At 35.8% G+C, this 26,180-nt stretch carries 25 protein-coding genes; all 25 read left to right on the top strand.

Translation table 11 applies throughout. The annotated features are described in order from the left end of the window. Nucleotides 1-39 precede the first annotated feature (39 nt). The 25 genes from fliS (at nt 40) to pseH (ending at nt 26,174) form a co-directional block, all read left to right on the top strand. Nucleotides 40-468 carry a flagellar export chaperone FliS gene (gene fliS / locus NST02_RS03965; RefSeq protein ID WP_340948116.1) on the top strand — a complete coding sequence of 143 codons (429 nt, stop codon included), beginning with the start codon at nt 40-42 and terminating at the stop codon, nt 466-468. A gap of 19 nt (nt 469-487) precedes the next feature. Next, nucleotides 488-1,906 carry a flagellin N-terminal helical domain-containing protein gene (locus tag NST02_RS03970; RefSeq protein ID WP_137743528.1) on the top strand — a complete coding sequence of 473 codons (1,419 nt, stop codon included), beginning with the start codon at nt 488-490 and terminating at the stop codon, nt 1,904-1,906. 141 nt (nt 1,907-2,047) lie between these two features. Further along, on the top strand, nt 2,048-2,485 hold the full coding sequence (locus tag NST02_RS03975; protein ID WP_137743529.1) for a YaaR family protein: 438 nt from the start codon (nt 2,048-2,050) through the stop codon (nt 2,483-2,485). A 395-nt stretch (nt 2,486-2,880) separates the two neighbouring features. Further along, nucleotides 2,881-3,144 carry a flagellar biosynthesis anti-sigma factor FlgM gene (gene flgM, locus NST02_RS03980; protein WP_340948119.1) on the top strand — a complete coding sequence of 88 codons (264 nt, stop codon included), beginning with the start codon at nt 2,881-2,883 and terminating at the stop codon, nt 3,142-3,144. Nucleotides 3,145-3,155: 11 nt separating this feature from the next. After that, a complete protein-coding gene (locus NST02_RS03985) occupies nt 3,156-3,644 on the top strand; it encodes a flagellar protein FlgN (protein ID WP_340948120.1) in 489 nt (162 codons plus the stop codon). Between the two features lie 15 nt (nt 3,645-3,659). Beyond that, a complete protein-coding gene (flgK, locus tag NST02_RS03990) occupies nt 3,660-5,678 on the top strand; it encodes a flagellar hook-associated protein FlgK (RefSeq protein WP_137743532.1) in 2,019 nt (672 codons plus the stop codon). Between the two features lie 14 nt (nt 5,679-5,692). Beyond that, complete coding sequence (gene flgL / locus NST02_RS03995) at nt 5,693-6,898, top strand: flagellar hook-associated protein FlgL (protein WP_340948121.1); 1,206 nt, start codon at nt 5,693-5,695, stop codon at nt 6,896-6,898. A gap of 234 nt (nt 6,899-7,132) precedes the next feature. Beyond that, the gene (locus NST02_RS04000) at nt 7,133-7,714 is read left to right on the top strand and encodes a DUF6470 family protein (RefSeq protein ID WP_137743534.1); all 582 of its coding nucleotides are present in this window, start codon (nt 7,133-7,135) and stop codon (nt 7,712-7,714) included. A gap of 15 nt (nt 7,715-7,729) precedes the next feature. Further along, nucleotides 7,730-8,179, top strand: coding sequence for a flagellar assembly protein FliW (gene fliW / locus NST02_RS04005; protein ID WP_137743535.1), 450 nt, complete (start codon nt 7,730-7,732; stop codon nt 8,177-8,179). A gap of 3 nt (nt 8,180-8,182) precedes the next feature. Further along, nucleotides 8,183-8,413 (top strand): carbon storage regulator CsrA, encoded by a 231-nt coding sequence (csrA, locus tag NST02_RS04010; protein ID WP_137743536.1) that lies wholly within the window; start codon nt 8,183-8,185, stop codon nt 8,411-8,413. Nucleotides 8,414-8,564: 151 nt separating this feature from the next. Further along, nucleotides 8,565-9,524 (top strand): flagellin N-terminal helical domain-containing protein, encoded by a 960-nt coding sequence (locus NST02_RS04015; RefSeq protein WP_137743537.1) that lies wholly within the window; start codon nt 8,565-8,567, stop codon nt 9,522-9,524. 181 nt (nt 9,525-9,705) lie between these two features. Continuing rightward, the gene (locus NST02_RS04020) at nt 9,706-10,293 is read left to right on the top strand and encodes a hypothetical protein (protein ID WP_137743538.1); all 588 of its coding nucleotides are present in this window, start codon (nt 9,706-9,708) and stop codon (nt 10,291-10,293) included. Nucleotides 10,294-10,315: 22 nt separating this feature from the next. Beyond that, nucleotides 10,316-11,332, top strand: coding sequence for an SDR family NAD(P)-dependent oxidoreductase (locus NST02_RS04025; RefSeq protein ID WP_340948122.1), 1,017 nt, complete (start codon nt 10,316-10,318; stop codon nt 11,330-11,332). A gap of 230 nt (nt 11,333-11,562) precedes the next feature. Continuing rightward, nucleotides 11,563-12,903 (top strand): UDP-glucose dehydrogenase family protein, encoded by a 1,341-nt coding sequence (locus NST02_RS04030; RefSeq protein ID WP_340948123.1) that lies wholly within the window; start codon nt 11,563-11,565, stop codon nt 12,901-12,903. After that, nucleotides 12,897-15,809, top strand: a complete 2,913-nt coding sequence (locus tag NST02_RS04035) for a 6-hydroxymethylpterin diphosphokinase MptE-like protein (RefSeq protein WP_137743541.1) — start codon at nt 12,897-12,899, stop codon at nt 15,807-15,809. The genes NST02_RS04030 and NST02_RS04035 overlap by 7 nt, the downstream gene beginning before the upstream one ends. 2 nt (nt 15,810-15,811) lie before the next feature. After that, nucleotides 15,812-16,867 (top strand): FkbM family methyltransferase, encoded by a 1,056-nt coding sequence (locus NST02_RS04040; protein ID WP_137743542.1) that lies wholly within the window; start codon nt 15,812-15,814, stop codon nt 16,865-16,867. 77 nt (nt 16,868-16,944) lie between these two features. Continuing rightward, complete coding sequence (locus tag NST02_RS04045; protein WP_137743543.1) at nt 16,945-18,084, top strand: glycosyltransferase family 8 protein; 1,140 nt, start codon at nt 16,945-16,947, stop codon at nt 18,082-18,084. Between the two features lie 80 nt (nt 18,085-18,164). Further along, nucleotides 18,165-19,610 carry a CDP-glycerol glycerophosphotransferase family protein gene (locus NST02_RS04050; protein WP_137743544.1) on the top strand — a complete coding sequence of 482 codons (1,446 nt, stop codon included), beginning with the start codon at nt 18,165-18,167 and terminating at the stop codon, nt 19,608-19,610. Nucleotides 19,611-19,625: 15 nt separating this feature from the next. After that, complete coding sequence (locus NST02_RS04055; protein ID WP_137743545.1) at nt 19,626-20,780, top strand: glycosyltransferase family 2 protein; 1,155 nt, start codon at nt 19,626-19,628, stop codon at nt 20,778-20,780. A 101-nt stretch (nt 20,781-20,881) separates the two neighbouring features. Then, entirely contained in the window at nt 20,882-21,121 is a 240-nt protein-coding gene (locus NST02_RS04060) for an acyl carrier protein (RefSeq protein WP_137743546.1), read from the top strand. An 11-nt stretch (nt 21,122-21,132) separates the two neighbouring features. Further along, nucleotides 21,133-21,876: an SDR family NAD(P)-dependent oxidoreductase gene (locus NST02_RS04065; RefSeq protein ID WP_340948130.1), complete on the top strand. Its 744-nt coding sequence runs from the start codon at nt 21,133-21,135 to the stop codon at nt 21,874-21,876. A 114-nt stretch (nt 21,877-21,990) separates the two neighbouring features. Further along, nucleotides 21,991-23,361, top strand: a complete 1,371-nt coding sequence (locus tag NST02_RS04070; protein ID WP_137743548.1) for an AMP-binding protein — start codon at nt 21,991-21,993, stop codon at nt 23,359-23,361. An 11-nt stretch (nt 23,362-23,372) separates the two neighbouring features. Continuing rightward, nucleotides 23,373-24,431 carry a LuxE/PaaK family acyltransferase gene (locus NST02_RS04075; protein WP_137743549.1) on the top strand — a complete coding sequence of 353 codons (1,059 nt, stop codon included), beginning with the start codon at nt 23,373-23,375 and terminating at the stop codon, nt 24,429-24,431. Next, nucleotides 24,428-25,636, top strand: coding sequence for an acyl-CoA reductase (locus NST02_RS04080; protein ID WP_137743550.1), 1,209 nt, complete (start codon nt 24,428-24,430; stop codon nt 25,634-25,636). The genes NST02_RS04075 and NST02_RS04080 overlap by 4 nt, the downstream gene beginning before the upstream one ends. 4 nt (nt 25,637-25,640) lie before the next feature. After that, nucleotides 25,641-26,174: a UDP-4-amino-4,6-dideoxy-N-acetyl-beta-L-altrosamine N-acetyltransferase gene (gene pseH / locus NST02_RS04085; protein WP_137743551.1), complete on the top strand. Its 534-nt coding sequence runs from the start codon at nt 25,641-25,643 to the stop codon at nt 26,172-26,174. Nucleotides 26,175-26,180 lie beyond the last annotated feature (6 nt).

Here is a 26,180-nt window from a genome sequence, read left to right on the forward strand (position 1 = left end):
GATAAATAAGTTAGATAACCAATTGGAGGTGTACAACAGGTGACTGAAATCTTTACAGAATCAGCTATTCACCAAAAATCACCACAGGAAATAACCGCGCTCTTATACGAAGGGTGTATGACAAATTTGGAAGAAGCGATCGATTTTATTAATAGCAAAGATTATATCTTAGCGAATCGAAAGCTCCAAAACGCAAATGATATCCTTCAACGTCTTGGTGCTGGACTCAATTATGATGCTGGCATCATCGCCGACCAATTAGATGCACTTTATAACTATATGGCAGACAAGATTGTTGAAGCGAATTTAAATAAAGATGTCAAAATCATCAAAGAAGTTCTTCATTCATTAGAAGAAATTTCAGCTGCCTGGAATCAGGCGATGAAAAATAAAACAGCTGACCCAGCAGCAGGCATTCGAAAGAAAGCTTCTGTTTATGAAAAAAGTGTTTTAACTGAAGAATATTAAAATAAAAGGAGCATAAAAAATGAAAATCAATAATAATATTCAAGCTTTAAATGCTTACCGCAACTTATATCAAAACCAAGCGGCAACTTCTAAAAACCTTGAAAGACTATCTTCTGGATTACGTATTAATCGCGCTGCTGATGATGCTGCAGGACTTGCGATTTCAGAAAAAATGCGTTCACAAATCCGCGGTTTAAAACAAGCGGAAAGAAACTCGCTTGATGGAATTTCCCTCATGCAAACAGCTGAAGGAGCAATGACAGAAGTTCACTCCATGCTACAACGTATGCGCGAGCTAGCAGTGCAAGCGGCAAACGATACAAACACGACTGAAGACCGCGAGCAAATTCAAAAAGAAATCGACCAATTGCGATTGGAAATCGACAGCATCGCATCGAAAACTGAATTCAACACTCGTAAATTACTTGACGGTTCAAGTGCTGCCGACACTCAATTTGCACTTACGAATGAGACTGGTTTAGTTGATGTGCCTGTTGTAACGAATGCTTCAATGAAAACAGGTGACTATCAAGTTACTGTGGCTTCTGGTTCCATCGCCTTAAATTTAAAATTAACTCAACCTGAGGCAGGAGTGCAGGATGCCTCTGTAATAAGTAGTGAATTGGCAGATTTCCAAGCACAAGATTTAAAATTAGGTGAATATTCAATTGTTGTCACGAACTATGCTACTGAAGGCGGTACAATGAGTGCGACGATTGAAGTCTTTGATCCAGACGGGTTCTCTATCGGCTCGAAAGCGGCGGAAATTGGTAATTCAGGAAATGCTGGTGTTATTGCAATCGGAGAACCAGGGAAACAAATTGAAATTGACACATCAAAAATCACAAAGGCTGGAACAGCAAAGATAAAAATTGAATATAATGCGACTGTATCGATCCAAAAGAAGGATGGTGCAGACTACGAGGATATTACATTTGATAAAACAATCACAACATCAAATGGTGTTATTAAACACGGTGGAATGGAACTTAAATTTGACAGTCAAATGGCTGAAGGCGTAACGCAGTTTACGTTAACGAACAAAGCATTGGCTTTCCAAATCGGTGCTAACACAAACCAAAACGTCATGATTGATGTTCCACAGTTAAGCACTGTCAAGCTTGGTATTGACGAAATTAACGTGCTTGATCATAAATCGGCTAACGAAGCCATTTTCAAGCTTGAAAAAGCGATCAATCAAATTTCATCTACTCGTTCTAAGCTTGGTGCGACGCAAAACCGTTTGGAGCATACGATTAATAACCTGCAAGTAACACATGAAAACTTAACATCTGCTGAGTCACGTATCCGCGATGCTGATATGGCTCTTGAAATGACTGAGTTCACTAGAAATAATATCCTTAATCAGTCTGCACAAGCGATGCTTGCTCAAGCAAATCAATTGCCACAAGGTGTTCTTCAATTACTACAAGGATAAATTTCACAAGAGAGGTAAGGCTATCTGTAAAGGTCTTTCCTCTCTTTTTTATGACAGCGATGCGATAAGAAGATTTTTCGATCGAGTGAATCGTTATGATAAAATATTGCTATCAACACAATTAAAAGGATGGATTAATCAATGGAGATCCAAAAAGTAAATAAAGCCGGTCTTGATCGAGTGAAGGCAAAAAATAACGTACCCGCTGAAAGCGTATCCTTTCAGGAAGTGATGGCAAAGGGACGTCAACAAACAGTATACGACAAGTTAACTAAAATGGTTGAAGAAATTGAGGAACAAGGGAAGACTCTTGCAGAGAACCGCACGGTTGATGACTTGCGTAAATATAAAAAAATGGTCAAAGAGTTTATGGAAGAAGCGGTACAAAATGGGCTTCAGCTCGAAGAACAAAGAGGCTTTAATCGCAGGGGACGCACAAAGATTTACAAAATTGTAAAGGAAGTAGACAAAAAGCTAATAGACCTTGCAAACGATGTGTTAAACAAAGAAAAGAATGGACTTGATATTTTAAAGCAAGTAGGGGAAATTCAAGGACTTTTAATCAATATATATACATGATTTTTTATTAAGGGTTTTGTGCCGAGAACTCATCAACGTTAAAAATGATTTAAAGTCGCTTGGGCAACAATACTGTTCACATAGCTTTTTTATTAGCTTTGTTGGATGTTGTCGGTGTTGATTTTTGACTCATTTTCTTTCTGATTCCATGAAACGATAGGAGAAATCTCGCTTTCTCCTATCGTTTCATGGAATCAGAGAACCTTTCATTATAACTGAAAGGCGTGTGAAACCAAGGTTTCACACGAAATGAGGCAAAAATCGTTTTAGTAATAAATAATGTTTCACGCAGCCTTTTTATTAAATAAGGTCTTTACAAACTAGAAATGCTGCCGATATATAGTATAGATGATAAACTTAGTAACGGAACTGTGTATGTAAGAGGTGAGAAAAAAATGAAAATCAATCATTTGCGCAATATAAATGTTAATCCGTATAACAAGCAAGTGGAAAAATTGGAGCAAACACAAAAAGCAAAGTCGAAAGACAAAATTGAAATTTCATCAGAGGCAATCAAGCTCCAAAAGATTGGCAATATCGAGCTTGAAAGACAAGAAAAAGTAGATGAGCTTAAAAGGGAAGTTCAATCTGGCCAATACGAGCTGAATGCAAAGAAAGTGGCCGAAAAAATGTATTCATATTGGGATGACTTGAAATAGGAGTGAATCCATTGCCTGAGAAAACAATACTTGAATCTGTAAAGGAACTAACCAGTTTACATGAAGGTTTGCACACGATAGCCCTTCAAAAAACAGAGATTGTTAAAAAGGGAGATTTAGACGGTCTGCAATCACTCCTCAAAAAAGAAAATCTCTATATTAAACAGATTCGCCAAACAGAGGGCAAACTCGTACAAGAAACACAAACTTTTTTGGAAAAACATGGGGCATCCCCCGATTCTCCTAGCTTATCTAAAGTAATCGAGTTAGTAGAGGATAAAACGTCATTTGTAAAAGAAAAAACGAAGCTTGAAACTCAAATTGAGGCTTTGCGTCAACAAAATTTATTGAATCAAGATTTACTAGAACAATCCTTGCAATTTGTTCAGATGAATTTGGAACTATTGCAGCCGGATATCGATTCTTTTAATTATAACCGTCCTGAGGTGAACCAAGAATCGCCTCATCCGAAACGGTCCATTTTTGATTCCAACGCTTAATGGAGGATATTTATTATGACTTCAACCTTTTTTGGATTAGAAACTGCGAAGAGGGCACTTGCGACACAACAATCGGCTCTTTATACGACAGGACATAATATTTCAAATGCGAATACACCTGGCTACACAAGACAGCGCGTAAACATGCAAACGACCCTACCTTACCCTTCTCCATCATTAAACAGGCCACAAATTCCAGGTCAGCTCGGAACAGGTGTGAAGGCGGGAGATATTACGAGAATTCGTGATAGTTTTACCGATATGCAATTTCGCACAGAAAGTAGCAAACTAGGGTATTGGCAATCTAAAGTCGAAATGTTGAGCCAAATGGAAAATATTATGAATGAACCTTCTGATATCGGTCTTGCCAATACGATGAATCAATTTTGGAATGCTCTTCAGGATTTAGCTGTGCAGCCACAGAACGACGGTGCGCGAAGAGTCGTGCGTGAGCGGGGAATCACCCTTGCGGACACATTTAACTACATGGCTAATTCCTTGAAGACGATACAAGCAGATTATCGCAAAGAGATTGAAACGTCTCAAGATTCCATTAATTCGATTTTAAGACAAATTAATGCCATCAATAAAGAAATTGGTTCGATTGAACCTCATGGCTATTTGCCGAATGACTTATACGATGAGCGCGATCGCTTGCTTGATGAATTATCAACTTATATGAATATCAGGGTTGATTCGAAATCAAGTGGAGGTTTAGCATCTGCTAATGCGGAAGGCAAATTGGATGTCTATTTAGCAACACCAGAAGGGGATATTTTAAAGGATTCTAATGGGAAACCTATTAAACTGGTAGATGCAACAATGGGGATTGCCACTGGCATCCATATTCAATTTGAAAATCGTTCAGAGATTGATAGTCCGATGACGCAAATCAAGTTTTTCCAATTAAATGAAAACGATAGCGGATTTGCCGGAATGGCCAACAACACAGTTGCCGATCAGTCAACAAATCCCCGCTATATTTTAGAGGATTTTAATGCGTTTAAATCAAACGGCGCATTAAAAGGCTATATCGAAGGCTTTGGCTATAAAATAGGAGATGAAGTAAAGGGAAAATACAATGATATGCTCGCAGACCTCGATCAAATGGCTTATACATTTGCTACCCATTTCAATCTTGTTCACGGTTCAGGCTGGAGCTTGAATGAAATTGAAAATGGTGCACAGAATGATACGTTTGGGGATTTCTTTGCAATTGGCACTTCTGTGAAGGGAGCAGCCTCCAGAATTGCTGTTGCGAGCCATATTATTGATGATGTAAAAAATATTGCAGCGGCTGCAGAGGGAAATGTGATAGCTGGTGCGATGAAAAGGGAAAATGCTAATAATAAAGCAGTAGGGAATCCTTCTTTTACTGGAATTTATGATTCAGCTGATAGCTCCCTTTTAACAATTACAGACTCAACCGGAGCAACTGTTACATGGCCAGCAGGACTTGATAATATAAATGTGAAGGTCGAATACGATTCAGATGTAGACCCAAGTATTTGGAATTATACTTTTACAGCCGTTGATGCGGATGGCAATACGTTTACTGCAACACATTCTACATCGGATAAAACGGTGAAATTATTCGGAATCAACTTTGATACAAGCTCATTATCTTCATTAACGGATGGGGATACATGGTCTTTAACCTTCAAAGCTGAAGGAGTTAAATCTACAGATGAGGCATTCATTGGAAATGGCTCGAATGCACTAGCATTGGCAAATGTGAAGGACGCTCTAATTGATTTTGGAGGCAATCTCACAAATGTCCAATCATTTTATCAAGGAATGATTGGAAAGCTTGGCGATAATGCGTCTGAAGCAAATCGAATGGCGATAACCGCACTAACATTAAAAGGTTCAGTTGAACAAAGACGCATGTCAGAGAGCAGTGTTTCTTTAGATGAAGAAATGGTCAATATGATTCAATATCAGCATGCTTATAATGCGGCAGCAAGACAGGTGACCCTTATTGATGAATTACTTGATAAGGTGATTAATGGCATGGGCATAGTTGGAAGATAGGTAGGTGAATGAATATGCGTGTTACTCAATCAATGCTTTCAAACAGTAATCTGAAATATATTAGTCAAAACTATAATCAATTAGCCAGGCTGCAGGATCAGCTTATAACAGGAAAGAAGATTACGAGACCATCGGATGATCCTGTTATTGCGATGAAAGGGATGCGTTATCGAACTGATTTGGTTGAAGTTGACCAGTTCCGCCGTAATTTAAATGAAGGCTTTAACTGGATGGATAATGCGGATTCAGCTCTTGATGAAACAAACTTAGTTTTGCAAAGAATACGTGAACTGGTTGTACAAGCTTCTAACGATAGCTATGAGGAAGAGGCGCGTAAAAATATTGAAAAAGAGATTAGCAGCTTGCAAGCGCATATTGTCGCGCTAGCGAATACAAAGATTGGGGAAAATTACATTTTCAACGGAACGGATACAGTTTCAAGTCCTATTAATGAAAACCAATTTAATGTCGATTTCACTAAATTTGCGAGCGATATTGCCAATGTGGATGATTATGTGATTAGCTACAAGGGAAAAACGTATAAATATGATTCTACGAACGGTGATGTGACAACATTTACAGTTCAGCCTGACATTAAGTATAAAACGATTGATGCTAATGGAAATGAGATCGAAGAAACGGGCCCGCCAGCCACGATTTCGATTGATACATCTACAACACCACCATCGATTAAACAGTTTCAACTAGAAGAGCAAGAGGGTCTCAATGGTGCGGTGATTGGAAGCACCAGAGATTTAGAAGTAAATGATCTCGTTGTTTCCAACATAGGAGCGATTTCCTCCAACACGCAAAAAGTTGAAATTGAGGTCATGAAGGGTGTTAAAATTCCAATTAACGTTAATTCACAAGATGTATTTTCTATAGAGATGTTTAGTGGCTTAGAATCCATTAAAAAGATGTTAACAGACCCAGAAACCACAGGTGAAGAAATTACAAAAGCACTTGACTCGATTGATAGCTATCTTAATAATATTGTTTCAACACGAGCAGAGCTAGGGGCTCAAATCAATCGAGCTGAGATGGTGGACAGCCGCCTTCTTGATCAGAGAGTAATTGCGAAAAATACGATATCTACTAATGAGGACATAGATTTTGAAGAAGCCATCATTAACCTAACTATTCAAGAAAGTATCCATCGTGCTTCCCTTGCAGCTGGGGCCAGAATCATTCAGCCAACATTAATGGACTTTCTACGCTAAGCTATTCCTTCGGGGGTAGCTTTTTTTAAAGGGCTTTGTTGATGCAATGATTTTTCGCTCATTTCGTGTGAAATCATGGTTTCGCCCCCCTTTCAGTTAAATTGAAAGGCGAAAAGATGAGTCAAATATGAATATCGCCTCATATAGCAATGCTTTTTTAAAATAAAACGAAGGTTTTAATTGTTACCATCTTTAGCTAAAATAGAATTATAAATCCTTAAGGGAGGACTAGCGATGAAGCTACCTCGATTAGAAATTGATAGTCAGCTCGCTTATTTAGGTCTAAATAAGAGCCGATCAACAATTGAAATAAGGCAGCCTAAAGCTGATATGAGTCTGAATCAACCGCAGCCGGAAGTAGAATACATGAAGACGGACAGTAAATTGGAAATTGACCAGACGGAAGCTTTTGCTGATGCCAACTTAAAGAATCCGCTAAGAGTGGTGAAAGAGTGGGCAGCAAAGGCAAAACAAAAGGCCCTTCAAAGCATTGCCGAGAATGCAGTAGAAGGGAATCGTCTTATGAGGATTGAAGGTCAGCGCAAAAGTGCCATTCCAGAGATTGCCCGGGAGAACAGTGAACCTGACCAAATGCAGTTTAATATTGGGTATATGCCCTCCTCGGCTGATAAGGTGAAATTCAGCTATCAGCCATCAACGATAGAGATAAAAGTACATAGAGGAAATTTCAATATTGATATTAAACCGAATGAACCTATCATTAAATACAACCCAGGAAACCTGCAGATTTACTTAAAGCAAAAGGCATCCATGCAAATAAGAGCGGTGGGAGCCGCCCTTGACCAAAAAATCTAGAAGTGGTGACGAAAAATGAAAATTGCAACGAAGTATCATGGTGAAATCGAAATTGATCAAGCGAATATCATTCATTTTAATAGCGGTATACCTAGCTTTTTAGAAGAAAAACAGTTTTACGTATTACCATTTGCAGATGATGGACCTTTCTTTATATTACAATCGATTCAAACACCAAGTCTTGCATTTGTGATCGTGAGTCCATTTGAGTTTTTTCCAGGATATGAACTAAAGTTGCCGGAGCATGTAGTAGAAGCTCTGGAAATCGCGCAAGCAGAGGATGTTGCAACATTTGTTATTCTTACAGTTCAGGAACCCTTCCAAAACACAACTGCGAACCTGCAAGGTCCTATAGTGATCAACAATAAGAAAAAATTAGGGAAGCAAGTGATTCTTAGTGACAGCTCCTACACGACGAAGCATCTTTTAGTCCAAACTGCAGCAGCAACCGGTAAGGAGGGCTAAACAATGCTTGTACTTACAAGGAAACTTAACCAAGCGATTCAAATCGGCGATGACATCGAAATCAAAATTCTTTCTGTTGATGGTGAACAAATTAAAATTGGTATCAACGCCCCCAAAAATGTCGAAATTCATCGAAAAGAAGTATATTTGGCAATTCAAGAAGAAAACTCGCAGGCCATAGACACAACAATGGATCTTTTGACAAAATTCTCCGATCAACTAAAAAATAAATAAAAAAATGAAATTAACCCTTCACAACCTAAGAAAAATGTCGATATAATGGTTGTAACCAATCTAGTCATTCGGGCGGCCGACCAAATGACTAGATTGAACATACAAAACCACATGGATGTGGGATAAAACCATTTCAAGGAGGAACTTATACATGATTATCAACACTAACGTTTCAGCGTTAAACACTTACCGTCAAATGGGTGTTAACAACAACGCTGGTGCAAAAGCTATGGAAAAATTATCTTCAGGTCTTCGTATCAACCGTGCTGGTGACGATGCTGCAGGTCTAGCAATTTCTGAAAAAATGCGTGCGCAAGTACGTGGTTTAGATCAAGCGAGCCGCAACTCTCAAGACGGTATTTCCATGATCCAAACTGCTGAAGGTGCATTACAAGAAACACAAAACATTCTACAACGTATGCGTGAGCTTGCTACTCAAGCAGCGAACGATACAAACGTTGATGTTGACCGTAATGAGATCCAAAAAGAAATCAACGAGTTAACTTCAGAAATTAACCGTATTGCTAACACAACTGAATTCAACACTCAAAAAATGTTAAATACAAGTGGTGCTGGTTTTACTGCTACTTTCCAAGTTGGTGCTAACAATGGTCAAAGCATGTCTATCAAAATTTATGATATGAGTGCTAAAGCTCTAGGACTTGAAGGTACTGCAAATGGTAATCATGCTGAAGGTGCATCTCTTGCTTCTGGAAGATTGAATGTTGGAACTGGAGCTGTAGATGGAGCTGTTTATGCGGCGGCAAGCGGAGTTACTAACGGAACAGATAGCACTGCTCAAGGAGCAGCATTAAGTGTTGCTTCTCATGAAGATGCTGCGGCAGCAATTGAAGTTATCAATAGTGCTATTGAAGCTGTATCTGCTCAACGTTCTAATCTTGGTGCATACCAAAACCGTTTAGAGCACACGATTTCTAACTTAAATAACTCTTCTGAAAACCTATCTGCTGCTGAATCTCGTATTCGCGATGTAGATATGGCGAAAGAGGTAATGGAAATGACGCGTGCAAACATCTTAGGACAAGCTTCCCAAGCAATGCTTGCTCAAGCAAACCAAAAGCCTCAATCAGTATTACAATTACTTCAATAATTAATTATTTGAATTCCCCGGGCGAAATTTCGTCTGGGGTTTTTTGTGCTTCATTTTTTAAATTAAAAAATTCTTAAATTTTTTCAATAAGATAACTACCAATAATTCCCTTATCAAGTCGTCTTAACATTTGTTGAAAAATGTCGATATTATAAGTATCTAATTAGACGGAGGAACGATAATGAAATTAACGATATTAGATCAAATATACATGTTTGACAACGAAACAAATGTAACTGAAAAAATTATTGAAAAAATTAATAGTATTATCTCTGAAAAGAACTTGTTTTTCAGCCATTTAATCATTGATGGTCAAGAAGTATACGAGGATCATGAGGAATATATGCTAGCTAAAATAGAAGATGTTAAAGAAATAGAGGCGATAGTAAAAACAGTGCAAGAGCTTATTGATGACGTACTGATTACGTTAGATGATTATACTAGTCGAGCAATTCCTGAAATCAAAAGGCTTGTTAATGAATTTTACCAAATTCCATCTGAAAATACATGGCTCTCATTAACTTATTTATTAGATGGGATAGATTGGCTTTACCAATCATTGAAAAAAATTGATCAAATAAAACATTCCATTGTGAATTGGGGAAAATTTGTAAAAAGTATTGCTGTTTTCGAGGTGGAATTACCGAACTTAATGGAAGCAATAGAAAATAAAGATTCAATCCTGATAGCAGACATTATTCAATATGAAATTTTACCTCAATTTGAGATTATTAATGGCGAGACTAAGAAAAATTTTGCAGTGAAATAAATCCAATGAAGTAGGTAAGATAATGCGGACAACTATGTATAAGAATAAAAACATTTTAATAATAGGTGGAACGGGCACTATCGGGCGCAGGTTGACAAAAAAATTGCTTGAACAGAACCCGAAAGTAATCCGAATTTTTAGCAGGGATGAATATAAGCAGTTTGAAATGCAACAAGAGCTTCATAGACATAAAAATATTAGATATTTAATCGGCGATGTCCGCGATGAAAATCGACTGTTGAGGGCAATGGAGGATATTGATTATGTTTTCCATTTAGCAGCAATGAAGCAAGTTCCTGCTTGTGAATATAATCCTTTCGAAGCGGTTCAAACAAATGTGTTAGGGACGCAAAATCTTATTCAGGCCGCATTGACAACAAATGTTAAAAAGGTTCTCTTTACTAGTACCGACAAGGCAATTGCCCCAACAAACACTTATGGGGCAACTAAGTTAACCGCTGAAAGATTAATATCGGCGGCACAATACCAAAAAGGACCAAAGCAAACTATATTTAGCTCAGTACGGTTTGGGAATGTCATGGGGTCAAGAGGTTCAGTCATTCCCCTATTTATTAAACAAATATTAAAAGAGAATAAAATAACGGTGACGGACGCCAACATGTTGAGATATATGATGACCTCAACCGAAGCAATAAATCTAATTCTTGAAGCAAATGAAATGGCTAAGGGCGGAGAAGTGTTTGTCTTAAAGATGCCAATTATTAAATTATGTGATCTTGTTGATGTTCTAATAGAAGAGGTAACTCAAAAGTATAACTTATCAAAAGCTGTTGCAATCAAACAAATCGGTATTCGTCCAGGCGAGAAAATGTTTGAAGAATTAATGACTGAAGATGAAGTTAGAGTGGGCTTAGAAACGAGCAATATGTATATTATTCAGGCACCTTATGTTGGGGGCCATTCGTACAAGGATGCCCATCCAATTCATAATCCTCCTCGTGTTAGAGAGGATGCTGCCATTGATAAAGAAACATTAAGAAGCTGGATTTTAGAAGAAGGACTCGTGGACAATCAATAGTTCTTCATGTGAGGGATTGTCCGGAGAAGAACGGAATGGACATTGTCCGAAATAATAGGTTTCGAGTAAACCACTTATTCACACAGATTAAGCCCTATCGTTTATAAAAGCTGTCTGTTCTAAGCAAAAGGTTAAACTACTATAATGATTTTGCTTTAATCGAGATGCTTTGAAAGTGAAAACCGTTATTGAAGTTCTGGAGAATTTAATAAAATTTGCAGGTGAAAAAAATGAAGATTGCAATCATTGGGACAGGTTATGTTGGACTTGTAACCGGCGTATGTCTTGCGGAGATCGGTCATGATGTTACATGTATTGATATAGATGAACAGAAGGTTAAAAAACTAGGCAGTGGAATATCTCCTATTTATGAACCCGGTTTACAGGAGCTGTTAAAGAAAAACATATCTGACAAAAAACTGCGGTTTACTTTAAGTCATGAAATAGGACTCGATGATGCAGACGCAGTTTATCTTGCCGTAGATACGCCGCAAAGTGAGGATGGATCAGCGGACTTAACTTATATTTTGCAGGCAGCCAAGGATATTGCGAGACATTTAAAAAGCAATATCGTAGTTATTACAAAAAGTACAGTACCTGTTGGAACAAACAGAACTATTAAGAAAACAATTATCGAACATCTTCAGGTAAATGTGGAAGTAGAAATAGTTTCGAATCCCGAGTTTTTAAGAGAAGGTCATGCAATATTTGACACTTTTCATGGGGACAGAATTGTCATTGGTGCAGATACAAAGGAAACTGCTAATTTTGTTGAAAGGATTTACAATCCGTTTAACCTCCCTGTAGTACATACTGATATTGAGAGTGCTGAACTAATAAAATATGCTTCTAACGCATTTCTAGCAACTAAGATAAGTTTTATAAATGAAATAGCAAATTTATGCGGAAAAGTTGGTGCGAATATAACAGACGTTTCAAAGGGCATGGGAATGGATCAACGAATTGGCCATGCTTTTTTAAATGCAGGTATAGGCTATGGGGGTTCTTGTTTTCCGAAAGATACGAATGCGTTGTTGCATATTGGACAAGAAAATGGCTATGAATTAGAAATCTTGAATAGTGTCATTCATGTCAATGAAAAACAACCGTTAAAATTGGTAGAAAAAGTGCTTCGTAGATTTTCTAATTTGCAAGATAAAAAACTCGCTGTTCTTGGTCTTTCTTTTAAGCCTAATACTGATGATATGCGTAAGGCCCCTTCAATTAAGATTATTAATGAACTGATCAGTCATGGTGCTCAAATAGTAGCATATGATCCAATTGCAATGGAGAAGGCGAAATCAGTTCTTCCTTATGAGGTGCAATATAAAGATTCCTTTTATGAGGCTATAAAGGGAGCGGATGCTTGTCTATTTTTAACGGAATGGGACGAGTTCAAAAAAATTGATCTGGCGAAAATGAAGCTATTAATGAAAACGGCAATTGTATTTGACGGGCGTTATTGTCTATCAATGGAAGAATTACAAAAGCGTGGATTTGAATATTATACAGTTGATTCCGTCAGCAACTTAGATTTTCTGTTGAAGAGGGAGGCGATTTACTTATGGTAGCTGAAAATTTATCCTTTTTAAAACTAAACTACCCTGAGCTAGTAAAGAAATTGGAAAACAGATGGGATAATAAAGAAGAAATTTCCTGTCGGACGATCGAGTCAAGAAAAGGGAAGCCGACTATCCAAATCACACTTGATGAAAGCAACATGCTTGTCCATAGTAAATATGATCCTGAAAGAGAAGCAGAACAACTAATCGATCAAGCTAATCTAAATATTGATATTAACGATTATGAGCATGTGCTATTTTATGGTGTCGGACTAGGCTATCATGTAAAGGAGTTTTTAAAGAGGTATCCTAATTTTAATTTTTCTATTTATGAACCAAGTATAGACATTTTTCACGAGTTTATAAATGAACAGTCACTAAAAGAGCTTCCCCTTCACAAATTAAAAAATATCTTTGTCGAGAGCTCCAACGAGGATGGGAAGTTTTTTTTAGAACAGTTAACACATAATATACGAGAGCGGATTTTACTTGTAGTCTTGCCTAGCTATCAACAGATATTTAAAGAGAAATTCGTGCTATTTTCTGAAAATTTTAAAGCGGCCGTTTCTTCTAAAAGACAAACTTTGTATGTAGACAGTGCTTATAGTACAAGATGGACATTAAATAGCTTAGTAAATTTGCCAAAAACTGCTCATACTCCCAATATATTAAGTGATGAATTTAAGCTTCGATTTCGTGATAAGCCTCTAATTATCGTATCTGCTGGCCCCTCTTTAGAGGATGAATATGAACATCTTCGCTATATTAAAGAAAAAAAACTAGCTTATATTTTTGCAGTTGGCTCAGCTAATCGTGCGTTAGTAGCACAAAATATTATGCCCGATGCTGTTTGTACCTATGATCCTCAAAAACATAATCATCAGGTGTTTGCAAGTATGATTGAACAAGGGATTACAAGCATACCAATGATTTACGGAACAAGTGTTGGTTATGAAACGTTAGATATGTATCAAGGTCCAAAACTTCATATGGTTACAAGTCAAGACACGGTGGCAAAGTATTATTTAAGAAATTCAAATGGGGGCGAAATTGATGTGGTACAGGACTCGCCAACCATTGCCGCAGTTACTTTCCAACTTGGAGCAAAACTAGGATGTAATCCTATAGCGTTTGTCGGGCAAAACTTGGCTTTTAAAAATGAGCAGTACTACTCAAAGGATGTTGAATACCAACAAAAAAATCGTTCTATAAAAGTAGAAGAGAAGGATCGCCAATTCACTTTATTTGTTGAAGACGTATATGGAAACAGCGTTGAGACTAATTCTTCTTTTAATAGTATGAGGGAATTTCTTGAGAATCAAATTAGCCAATACCCTAATGTAAAAGTATTTAATACAACTAAAGGCGGAGCAGCTATAAAGGGGACTATTTTTAAATCACTAGAAGAGTTAATCCATGAAGAATTTAAAAAAGAAGTCGTGGACGAGAATTGGTATTTAGGGATTGAAAATAAGTATGATCTTAATTATCTACTTGAATGCTGTAAAAAAATTGAACGCTCTATTGATCGGTTTCGAAAAGATTACAAGGAAGTTCGTTCAGGATTAGTAGAAATGCAAGCAAGAGTCGAAAATAAAAAAACAGATAAGTTGACAAAAATTATAGAGAAGTTTAACAAGTTAATGAAGAAATTCATTGGTAATGAAATCTATTTTTATGTTGTTCAACCGATTCTTCGGACCCAATTTCAAGCATTGACGATTAAAGCGGCAAATATCCGGAAACTGACAAGTGAAATTGAGAGAGCAAAGTTGATTATAGAAGGGTATTTTCCTTTTATAGACCAATGTAAGCAAACGTTAGAACAGGTAGCTGGAAATATCTATAGGGTTCATTGGGAACTTTCGAATAAAGTTGAAATGCCGCTAAGTAAATTTTACGCAAGCGATTGTGGGGCTTTTCACTATATTGGAGAATGGGAAAAGCAAAATCCGACGGCTGGTTACTCTGTTGACTACTCCGTGAAACAAATGAATGGAAGAAACAATGCTTCCGTAACATTTCGTTTTAAAGGAACTTCATTAAAAATTTTAGGTTCAATGAGAAGAGACAGCTCAAAAAAACAAATTGAGATTACGATTGACGGGAGCACAGAAAAGGTTTCAGTAAGAAATTCAGATCTACATAATTTTGAAACGGCAAATTTCAAGCAAATCTTGTTTGAAAAGCATTATTTAAAAAATGAAGAACACCTTATTGAGTTAAAAGTGTTAGATGAAGGAAATTTCGTATTCTCAGGAATAGAAACTGCGTCAAATAGCCGGATCAGCCATGTACATGAAGTGAGCAACATTGAGGAATTAGAACTTGGCAAGAGAATTCGCTGTCACTATAAAGCTACATATAATAAGGTCGGTGAGTTTCTAGGTTTAGGAAAAGAAACTAAGGAATTTATTCCACCTGAGTCTAGCGCATTTCCAGATGGAGATTTCTATTTCATTATGGTTGATGAGGTTGATGGTAAAAAGAAATTGATTGCTGATCGAAATGTGCAGCACAGTATTTCTTGGGATCAACTTTATGAAAATGGAATTGCGACTTCAAATGGAAGGGAAATATTTAAAGATATAAAGGGCTATAGTTCAAAAGTGAAATTAATGACTGGTGGAGTATCTCAGAATGATAAGAATAACGATTGGGATAAGTATTTAGTATCTGATGAAAATGGTGTATTTCCAAGAAGAGATGATATTTGGCATTTTCAAAATAGTACTATAAAAGATATAGCTTCGTGGACAAATTCTCCTATCCAGGGCACCGAAAATAGAAAAATGAGAAGAATGTTAAAAAGGCCGTACTATATTACATCTAAAAACTCTTTATCAAACAAAGTTTTAAGTACTACTGGTTTTCGCCCCATTTTGACAATAAATAATGTGTTGGAGCTGAAATAAAAATGATTGATAAGAATAAAGATATCGTATTGTTTGGAGCATCTAGTTTTGGAGAACAAGCGAAAAAAAAACTCAATAAATTTGGACTAACAGTTAGCTTCTTTGTAGATAACGATAGTAAAAAATGGGGTAAAATAATAGATGGTGCTGTAATAAAATCACCTACAGAATTAAGAGAAATTGATGTAAAACAAACTCTAATTATTATATCAAGTTCTTTTCATGAAGAAATTAAGGAACAACTATCGCAAATGGGATTTAAACACAATGTTCATTTTTTTGGTGGCAACGGTGAATGGGGAGAGTATCCCTTTGAAATTACCTTGAAAGGGAAGCCTTTTGCTGTGAATTTAGCTGACCAGAGGATTATTAATCTTTTAACTAAGGAATTCCCATCTCAAAAGAGATTAATGGAATTTTGGGCAAAAAAGGTTACTGAAATAAAACCAGATCTAGTGTTAGATATAGGTGTAAATTATGGAGAATGTATTCTTTCTAGTGAATATGATTTTAATTGTAAAGTATATGGTATTGAAGCTAATCCAGAGTTAATTCCGTATTTAGAGAGAACTATAAAAATTCAAAACAGGAAAAATGTTCATATAGTTAATGCTCTTGCAGGTAATAGTGAAAGAAAAACTCAAGATTTTTATATTAATACATATTCTTCAGGGGAATCAAAAGCTTTTAAAACACTTGATAATCATAAAAGAGTTGTTATACCAACAATTAAAGTAGATGATTTGCTTAAAAATGATAGTGAGAAGAAAGTATTGCTTTTCAAAATAGACGTTGAAGGTTTTGAGTATGAAGTAATTAAAGGTATGAAAAATATCCTATCACAGGTTAAAAAAGCTACTGGTTATATAGAGTTTGATAAAAGGTTACTGGAATTAAATAAAGTAAACGCTGAGGACTTTCTAAGATATCTTGCTGAAACATTTTGGATTTCAATTTTTGATATGAATAATGAAATAGTTCGTGAAATGAAGAGAATAAGAGAAATTCTTTTAGAAAAGAATTTCCACACAGATATAATTTTGGAATTAAAGAGTTGATACTTTATGAGTGATTTTAACAATAAATCTGGTGAAAAAAGTAACCTAAAATCTATTTAAATTATAAGGAGAACTTAATGGAAAAAATTCAAATAGTTGCTGTTTCTGATGATAATTATGCGCAACATTTAGGTGTAATGTTAATATCTTTATTTGAACAAACCACCTCAAGAAAGTTAATTTCAATTTATATAATTGATGGAGGTATCTCGTCTATCAATAAAAGTTACTTGACTGAGACAGTGAAAGAATATGGTTCAGACATTTTTTTTGTTCAAATTGATAAAAAAAAGTACAAAGAATTGGCAGTAAAGGATAACATGAGTCATGCAGCATATTATAAACTGTCAATACCAGAGGCACTTCATTTTTTGAATGATAAAGTATTGTTTTTAGATTGTGATTTAATTGTAAATCGAGATATTAAAGGTTTATGGGACATTGATATTAGTAATTACATATTGGCAGCTGTAGTTGAACCTGAGTTTAATAGACATGGCGAAATAAAGATAGCAAAAACCTCCAAATATTTCAATTCTGGAGTAATGCTGATTAACTTAAAACTGTGGCGAGAGAATAAAGTGTCGGAAAAAGCATTGGATTACTTGGTAGAGATGTCTAGCAGGATTAAACTTCATGATCAAGATGCTTTCAATGCTGTACTTGTTGATAAAGCTTGGCTGCCTCTTCCTAATTATTGGAATCAACGTACCTCGAAATATCAGCTCATGGATTCTTTTAAATTAAGTAATGAGAATATTTTTAGTGAGAGAGAAAATGAGTTAGCAATACTTCACTACACTGGTTATTCTAAACCGTGGCATTATTTAAGCATACAACCTTTTTCAGATGTATATGAAAGGTATTTGAGGAAGAGTAGATGGAAAAACTATGAACCACTTGAAAAAAAGGAAATGATAAAGTTATTAAGTAAAAAACTAGTGGTTTTTGGAACAGGCAAAGCGAGTCAGTTACTTACAGAGAGATTAATATGCCTTGGACATAGTATAGAATATTATGTGGATAACAACAAAGAACAATGGAATAGTACGTTTTATAATAAAAAGATATATGGTCTGGAAAAACTAGCAACAGAAAATAAAAAAGAAATCTATATACTGGTTGCTAGCATGTACTATGAAGAAATTAAATTGCAACTTGAGAAATTAAACTTTATCGAGTCGATACATTTTAATCTAGGTTGGAAGAGACGGTAAGAAAATATAGTATGACACAGTTCTATTTGTGATTCTTGTTGTAATTAGTGATCCATATTAATTATTTGAGGTGCGGAAAAATGAATGATAAGAACAAGATTATTGATTTCTTTGCGTGGAGACCACATCATTTTGATCATTTACTGCCTATTTGGAAAGAAATCCCTTGGGAGTATAAAGGAGAATTTGTTATCTATAATTATAAGCACTCGATTTCAGATTATAACTTGTCAAAAGAAGAGTATTCTATTAAAAAGTTTGATGATTTAAATAGTGTATTGGATTATTTGGAAAAGAGTCAACAATTGTTAATTACAGCAAGTATTTTTGATGGTTTTATAGAGAAATTAAAAAGACCGATCGGTTTAGTAGAGCATGGAGCAGGACAATACTATAAAGGGAAAGAACATTTGTTATTTCCGCTAAGAAAAAATGTAATATTGGATATTTTACCAAATGATTATACTGCAAGTATTATAAAGCATGTTTATCAAAATAATAATGTGGCAGTTGTAGGGTGCCCTAAATTGGATTATTGGCATACAAATTTTAAAAAGAATAAAAATGAGAAAACAGTAATTGCTATTTCCTTTCATTATGACCGCATGCTTGTACCAGAGACAAGAACCTCATTTCCACATTTTCAGAAGGCATTACCAGAGTTAGCTTTAGAAGCAAAAAAACGCGGATGGGAAATATTGGGTCATGGTCATCCCCAAATGATAGAGGAACTCATTCCACATTATAAAGAACTAGGATTCGAAATTGTTAAAAATTTTCATGAAGTTTTAACTCGAGCGGATCTTTACATTTGTGATCATATGTCAACTCTTTATGAGTTTGCCAGTACGAATCGGCCGGTTGTAGTCTTAAATGCACCATGGTATCGAAGAAACGTAGAACATGGTTTAAGATATTGGGAACATGCAGATGTTGGTGTGAATTGTAATGAACCTGAGGAACTAATAGAAAATATAGAAGTTGCTCTTATAGATAGTAAAACTCAAAAGCAAAAACGTGAAAAAGCAGTTAATGCTGTTTATAAGTTTGCTGATGGAACAGCAAGTAAGAGAGCTAGTGATGCTATAATTCATTTTGTTGAAAATCAGAAAATTGAGCTGCCAAATTATATCATTAATCATTTTAATAGAGATTATTGTGGATTAGAATCTATTATCAAAAGAGATATTATAAATAGAGTTGATTTAAATGAAGGAATGGTTATTTTTGGAGCTGGTGAACACACAAAGTGTTTATTAGAAAAAGTAAGTAATTTAAACCTTAATATTATTGGAATTATTGATAATGATAAACAAAAACATGGAAAGAGAATCATGGGTTTAGAAATTTATCCTAAAAATATGATTCAAACACTAAACCCGAAGGTGATTATTATTTCATCAGAGGCTTATGAAAGTGAAATTTATGACGAGCTAGTAAAAAAATATAACAATATTTTTATTTATCCTTTGTATAAGAGCAATAAAGAATTTGAAAAAGATATCTTCCTAGAACTATATTCATAAAGGGAGAAATTAATAATGAAAATAACAGCGATAATGCCCGCATATAATGCTTCGAAGTATATTGATGAATCAATAGAGAGCCTAATTGGGCAAAGTATTAAACTAGACGAAATTTTAATCATTGATGACTGTAGTACTGACAACACTTTAGAAATTATAAGAAAATATGCAAATACTGATAAAAGTATAAAGATACTTAGGCAAAGTCGTAATCTGGGAGTTTCAACAGCACGTAATAAAGGAATAGAAACTGCACACGGTGAGTGGCTACTTTTTATGGATGCGGACGATATTGCTCATCCCACTCTAGTGGAGGAAGAAATCAAATATTTGAAGAAGCTTGAAAAAAGCAGTCCCAATAAGTGGGCTCTTGTTCACCCTGCTTATTTACAAATAAATGAAAACGGAGAAAGTTTGGACAGAATTTTAAGAGGGAAGCAATATGGCACTGGCGAAATATTTGGTTATGAACTTTTTAGGAATCAAATTGTAACACCCTCAGGAGCTTTAATTAATAAAAAGGCACTGATGGATGTTGGGGGATTTAATGAAAAACTAAAATATAATGAAGATTGGGACTTATGGCTGAGGTTAGCAAAAAAATGGGGTTTTGCCTATGTTGATAAGCCGTTAGTAAAGGTAAGGAGGCATCCTAATAATACAACGAATGAGTTTAATAAAACGGCAAATGCAGAGATAGATATTTTAAGGAAATTCGAGTTAACAGAAATAAAAGGCGCATTATTTAATAGAAGACAGACTAAAGATAGAAATCGTTTAGACTATATTTCAATGCTATATCGACTAGAAAAATGGGAAGAGGCTTTTGAAGAATTTTCTAAATTAGATTATCATTCGGGAGATAGTGTGTTTTTTTTAAAGTCGCTTTATTATATTAAGAAAAAGAATTATGTTGAGGCAAAAGCTTGCTTAATTAAAGCCTTAGAATGTGAACCTTCGCATGGTGCTTCAGTAAACAATTTAGGTATATTGTATATTTATACGGGTGAAAGAAATAAAGCAAAGGAATTATTTGAACGAGCTTTAAAACTTTTTCCAGGTTATATGGATGCTGAATTAAATTTAAGAATTCTCATGAATAATGAAGAGGGAAATTTTCGATTTACTTGGAGAGAACTAAGGAAAGTTCTTCTAAGTTATTCAAAATAAGTTGGTATAGAGAACTATTAATAGCTTTAAGTGTCTTTTTGAATTGAAAAAATTTGTTCTTAGATGAACTTAAATACATTTGAATAGAAGTGAGGGAAATTATGAACCAGCAAAAACTAAAATCCATCTTTGCAGAAGCATTAGGTATTGAAGAAAGCCAAGTAACAGATACTCTAGCCTACAATACTATCCCCGAATGGGATTCAGTTGCTCATATGGCGTTGGTAGCAGAAATTGACGACCAGTTTGATATTATGCTTGATACGGATGATGTACTTGATTTGAGTTCCTTTGCAAAAGCAAAAGAAATTCTACAAAAGTATGATATTCGATTTGAATAGGTCCGATGCAAATGTTATTAAAGAATAAAGTAGTCTTTATTACGGGAGCTTCGAGAGGAATAGGACAAGCAGCAGCTCTTTTATTTGCGGAGCATGGCGCACGACTAATATTGCATGCTCGCAATGCAGCTTCTTTAACGGAGACAATAGAGAAGGTAGCGAAAGTTAGTTCAATTAGTCCGTATGTGCTAACCTATGATGTTAAAGATTTTCCGAGCATAAAAAATAGCTTTAAGGCAATCAAGAAAGAGTTCGGCAGACTTGATGTACTTATTAATAATGCAGGTGTGATGAATGAATCACTGCTTGGTTTGGTTAGTGATGAGCTTATAGGGCAAACAATGGAAACGAATGTACATTCTGTTTTGTACCATATGCAGTATGCATCGCGTATCATGATGAAGCAAAAGGAAGGTTCTATTATAAATGTCAGTTCAATAGCAGGGACGAATGGCATTGAAGGAAATTCTGCTTATTCAGCAAGCAAAGCTGCGGTGATAGGTGCAACAAAATCGGTTTCGAAAGAATTAGCACCGTATCATATTCGAGTTAATGCGGTAGCACCTGGGTTTATAAACACGGATTTAATAGGTCATTATAAAGACGAAAGATTGGAAAAAGTGATCGAGAGTATTAAAATGAAGCGAATTGGAGAGCCGAAAGAAGTGGCGAACGTCTTTCTTTTTCTAGCGTCAGATTTATCTTCATATGTTACTGGGCAGGTGATCGGTGTAGATGGGGGCATGGTCGTTTAATGGCTCCTTATCTACACTTTTTTTATTTTTGGCCGATGAAAAAGAAGAATGGAGATTCTTTAGTCGCGATAGTTTAAAATCTAATATAATTCGTAAATAGACAGGTGAGAAATCATGCATACATTTTGGAATAATTTCAATGAATATAAGGATCGCGTTGCTGTAGTCGAACAGGTAGGTAAGGCATATACTTACAGTGAATTACAACAGGATATGGAGAGATTGCAAAAGAAAATAAGAGCCTCTTATAAACAACTAATTCTGATTTTGGCCAAAAACAACTATGAGTATATTGTCTCTTATTTGGCTGTCCTTCAAAATAAAGATGCAGTTATGTTAGTTAATGCAGATCTGGAGGAAAGCCTTTTACAAACGATTATTGATTCGTATCAGCCGGCATATATAATTGGTGATGTTCATCATGAAGATTATAAGTCAATTGAAGCTGGTATTTTAAGAAGAAGTGTGGCTCCAGACTATGAGATTTTTCAAGATGTCGCTCTTTTATTAAGTACATCTGGTACTACTGGAAGCTTGAAATTTGTGAAATTATCATATGAAAATATTGCTGCTAATGCAAAATCGATATCCGAATATTTACATCTACAAACAGATGACAGAGGCTTGGTTAACCTACCCATCCATTATTCGTACGGTATTTCCATCATAAATAGCCACCTTCACGTAGGAGCATCCATTTTATTAACCAATGATAGCATCATTTCGAAAGAATTTTGGAAGTTTGTTGAAAATGAGAAAGCCACTTCACTGGCAGGGGTGCCTTATACTTATCAAACACTTTTGAGAATTGGTTTTCAAAAAATGGAGCTGCCTCATTTGAGATACTTTACGCAAGCGGGGGGAAGGTTAAGCGAAAAACTCATTTCCGTTTATGCTGAGTATGCGAGTAGATTTGCTAAAAAATTCTATGTGATGTATGGTCAAACTGAAGCAGCACCACGGATTAGCTATGTACCTCCAGAAGAGATTCTTAACAAAATAGGAAGCATAGGAAAGGCGATCCCAAATGGAAAGTTAACGATTGATGAAGAAACGGGAGAATTAATCTATGAGGGTCCTAATGTGATGCTGGGCTATGCCAAAGATTTTAACGATTTAGCAAGAGGTGATGAGCTACACGGCAAGCTGCATACGGGAGATATTGCGGAAGTCGATGCAGATGGTTACTTTTACATTAAGGGCCGCATGAAGCGATTTATTAAATTATTTGGGCTACGGTTAAATTTGGACGAGATCGAAAAGCAGCTTGAAAAAACCTTGCGAAAGGACGTTTTCTGTGTAGGTACGGATGATAAATTATTCGTAGTAACCGATGTGATGGAATTGAAGGAAGAGATAAAGAGGCTAATGGAAGATTTATATAAGCTACATAGAAGTGCTTTTCAAGTTAAAGTGGTGGAGGATATCCCAAGACTAGCGAATGGTAAAGTAAATTATGTAGTGTTAAAGGAAATGATGTTATAGTGGAACCTTTTATGACGAAAAGTGCTGACAAACAGAATTACTTATTAGCAGAATTAAATGAGCTGACGAAATTTCATTATAGTCACTGTGAACCATATAAACAAATGCTAAGTAAATCGAATCATGCTTTAGAAGTAACAAACTTAGAGGAGATTCCTTTCTTGCCAGTTCAACTTTTTAAAATGCTGGCATTGCACTCCATTGAAGAGAACGATATTTTTAAGGTTTTAACATCAAGCGGTACAACAGGTCAGCAAGTATCCAAAATATATTTAGATAAAGACACAGCTAAGGCACAGACTAAAGCTCTTGTAGAAGTTATGACCCCCTTGCTTGGCAAGAAACGCTTACCAATGATTATGATTGACACAAAAAATGTTTTAAAGGACCGAAAATCATTTAGTGCCAGAGGGGCAGGGATTTTAGGATTTTCCAATTTTGGAAGAAGGCATTTTTACTTGCTCCATGATGATATGACGATCGATTGGGACGGTTTAAATGAATTTTTGGAACAACACAAGGATGAAAGGGTTCTTCTATTTGGCTTTACATTTATGATTTGGCAATATTTTTATCAAGCTGCTTTAAGCAAAGGAATTAAATTAAATTTAAAAGACAGTGTGCTGATTCATGGTGGCGGTTGGAAAAAGTTAAAAGATCAGTCTGTTAGTAATGAGAGATTTAAGGACATGCTTTTCCAACAATTTGGTATTCAATCGATTCATAATTATTATGGAATGGTCGAGCAAGTCGGCTCCATTTTTGTAGAATGTCCAAAGGGGCATCTTCATACACCCGTTTATGCAGATGTTATTATAAGAGATCCCCTTTCTTTTCAGCCGCTTCCCTTTGGTGAACAAGGATTGATTCAAGTGCTGAGTACTTTACCAAAAAGTTATCCAGGGCACAGTTTGTTGACAGAAGATTTAGGGACCATTCATGGTGAAGATGATTGCTCATGCGGTTGGAAGGGAAAGTATTTTTCTGTCGCAGGTAGAATACCAAAAGCAGAGCTACGCGGATGTAGTGATACATTCGCTTTCGACAAAAAGGTGGGGAAGACGATATGAGATTTTATTGGCCAGCTACCTCGGAAAGATGGCAAACCCAGATAGAGTCTGTTATCCAGATGAAGCCACTAAAACCATTTGATCAAAGAGTGGTTGCTTTTCTGCAATCATTATCAAAAACGATCTTAAAGGATCATACTTATCGAAGATACCCAGAATTAATTACACTCGCCTATTGGTTGAGAAGGGCACATATCGAGGAAATGAAAGCTTCCTTTTTAAAAAGAGCTGACAATAGACTGTTACGGGCACGGGGAGTTGCATTGCATTTTGCCCCTTCCAATGTTGATACAATATTTGTTTATTCGTGGGTGCTTTCGATGCTTGCGGGAAATAACAATATATTGCGAGTTTCCGGACGTGAACAGCAGCAAACTGATCTGCTTATTGCGGCAATATTAAAAGAGATTGCTCAGTATCCAGAGGTTGCTAGTAGAACTGCAATTGTTACTTATGAACATAATGATGAAATTACCCGTTTTTTATCAGAGCGTTGTCATATCAGAATTGTTTGGGGCGGAGATGAGACGGTGCGGAAAATTCGTTCTATACCGCTGGCGCCATTAGCCACTGAGTTGGTTTTTCCCGATCGTTTTTCGTTGTCTGCCTTTGAGGCAAAGGAAGTCATTAATGCAAATGAGTCCGATATGAAAGAATTTGTTCATCAGTTTTATAATGATGGTTTTTGGTTTTCGCAAATGGCCTGTTCATCCCCTCGCTTGATCGCATGGATTGGAAGTCCAGATTTAATTGCCCTTGCACAAAAGCGTTTTTGGAACGAATTAAATGACCATTTAGATGCTCATCTGGAAGAGCTATCGGCAGCAATGCAGGTGCAGAAATTAACGACAGGTTATTTATTAAGTATTGATAATGAAACGACTTCTTTTATGCATCAACAGAATTTCACTCGTGTCCAATTGGAAGCTATTAATAGGGAAATGAAAGAAAGGCATTGCGGTGGGGGACTATTTTATGAATTAGAATTACCGAAATTAAAGGATTTAAATTCTCTACTTGATGATAAGGATCAGACTTTATCCTATTTTGGTTTTACGCGAGAGGCGTTGATAGATTTTGCAAACGCTATTGAAAATAGGAGTATTGACCGGATTGTACCTGTAGGACAGTCATTAGCTTTTGGAGGAGTTTGGGATGGCTATGATTTAATGATGCATTTTACTAGAGAACTTGTTATTAGGTGATATTATGCAATTTGTTTCTATTAAAGAAGAACATTTAGAATTAATTTTAAATTGGCGGACGAGCGAATTTGTAACGAGGTATATGTATACCGACATTGAGTATGATTTAGTAAAACAGAGAAGCTGGTTTGAGTCCATTAAAAAAGATCCTCACAGTTATTATTGGATTATGATCTATAGAGACGAGCCGATCGGACTTGTTTCCATAACGGATATTCATTCTCGTGATAAGAGAGCTTATTGGAACTTTTATATTGGGAATCCGAAGTTTAGTATGTTAGGTGGCTTTATCGGTCCGTATGTCTATAATTACGCTTTTAAAACGATGGGATTGAATAAGCTTGTAGGAGAAGTAATGGAAGAAAACGAGGGAGTCAGAAAGCTTCATTTGAAACAGGGTGCTAGAGAAGTGGGGTATTTTTCAGAACATATTTTTAAATATAACAAATATCATCATGTTTATATATATGAGATGACGAAAAATATGTGGGATACATGCGGAAGCAAATTCTCTAACTATATTCCAGAAGTACAATAAATTTAT

The sequence above is a fragment of the Robertmurraya sp. FSL W8-0741 genome, assembly GCF_038004005.1.
Lineage (GTDB): Bacteria > Bacillota > Bacilli > Bacillales > Cytobacillaceae > Robertmurraya > Robertmurraya siralis.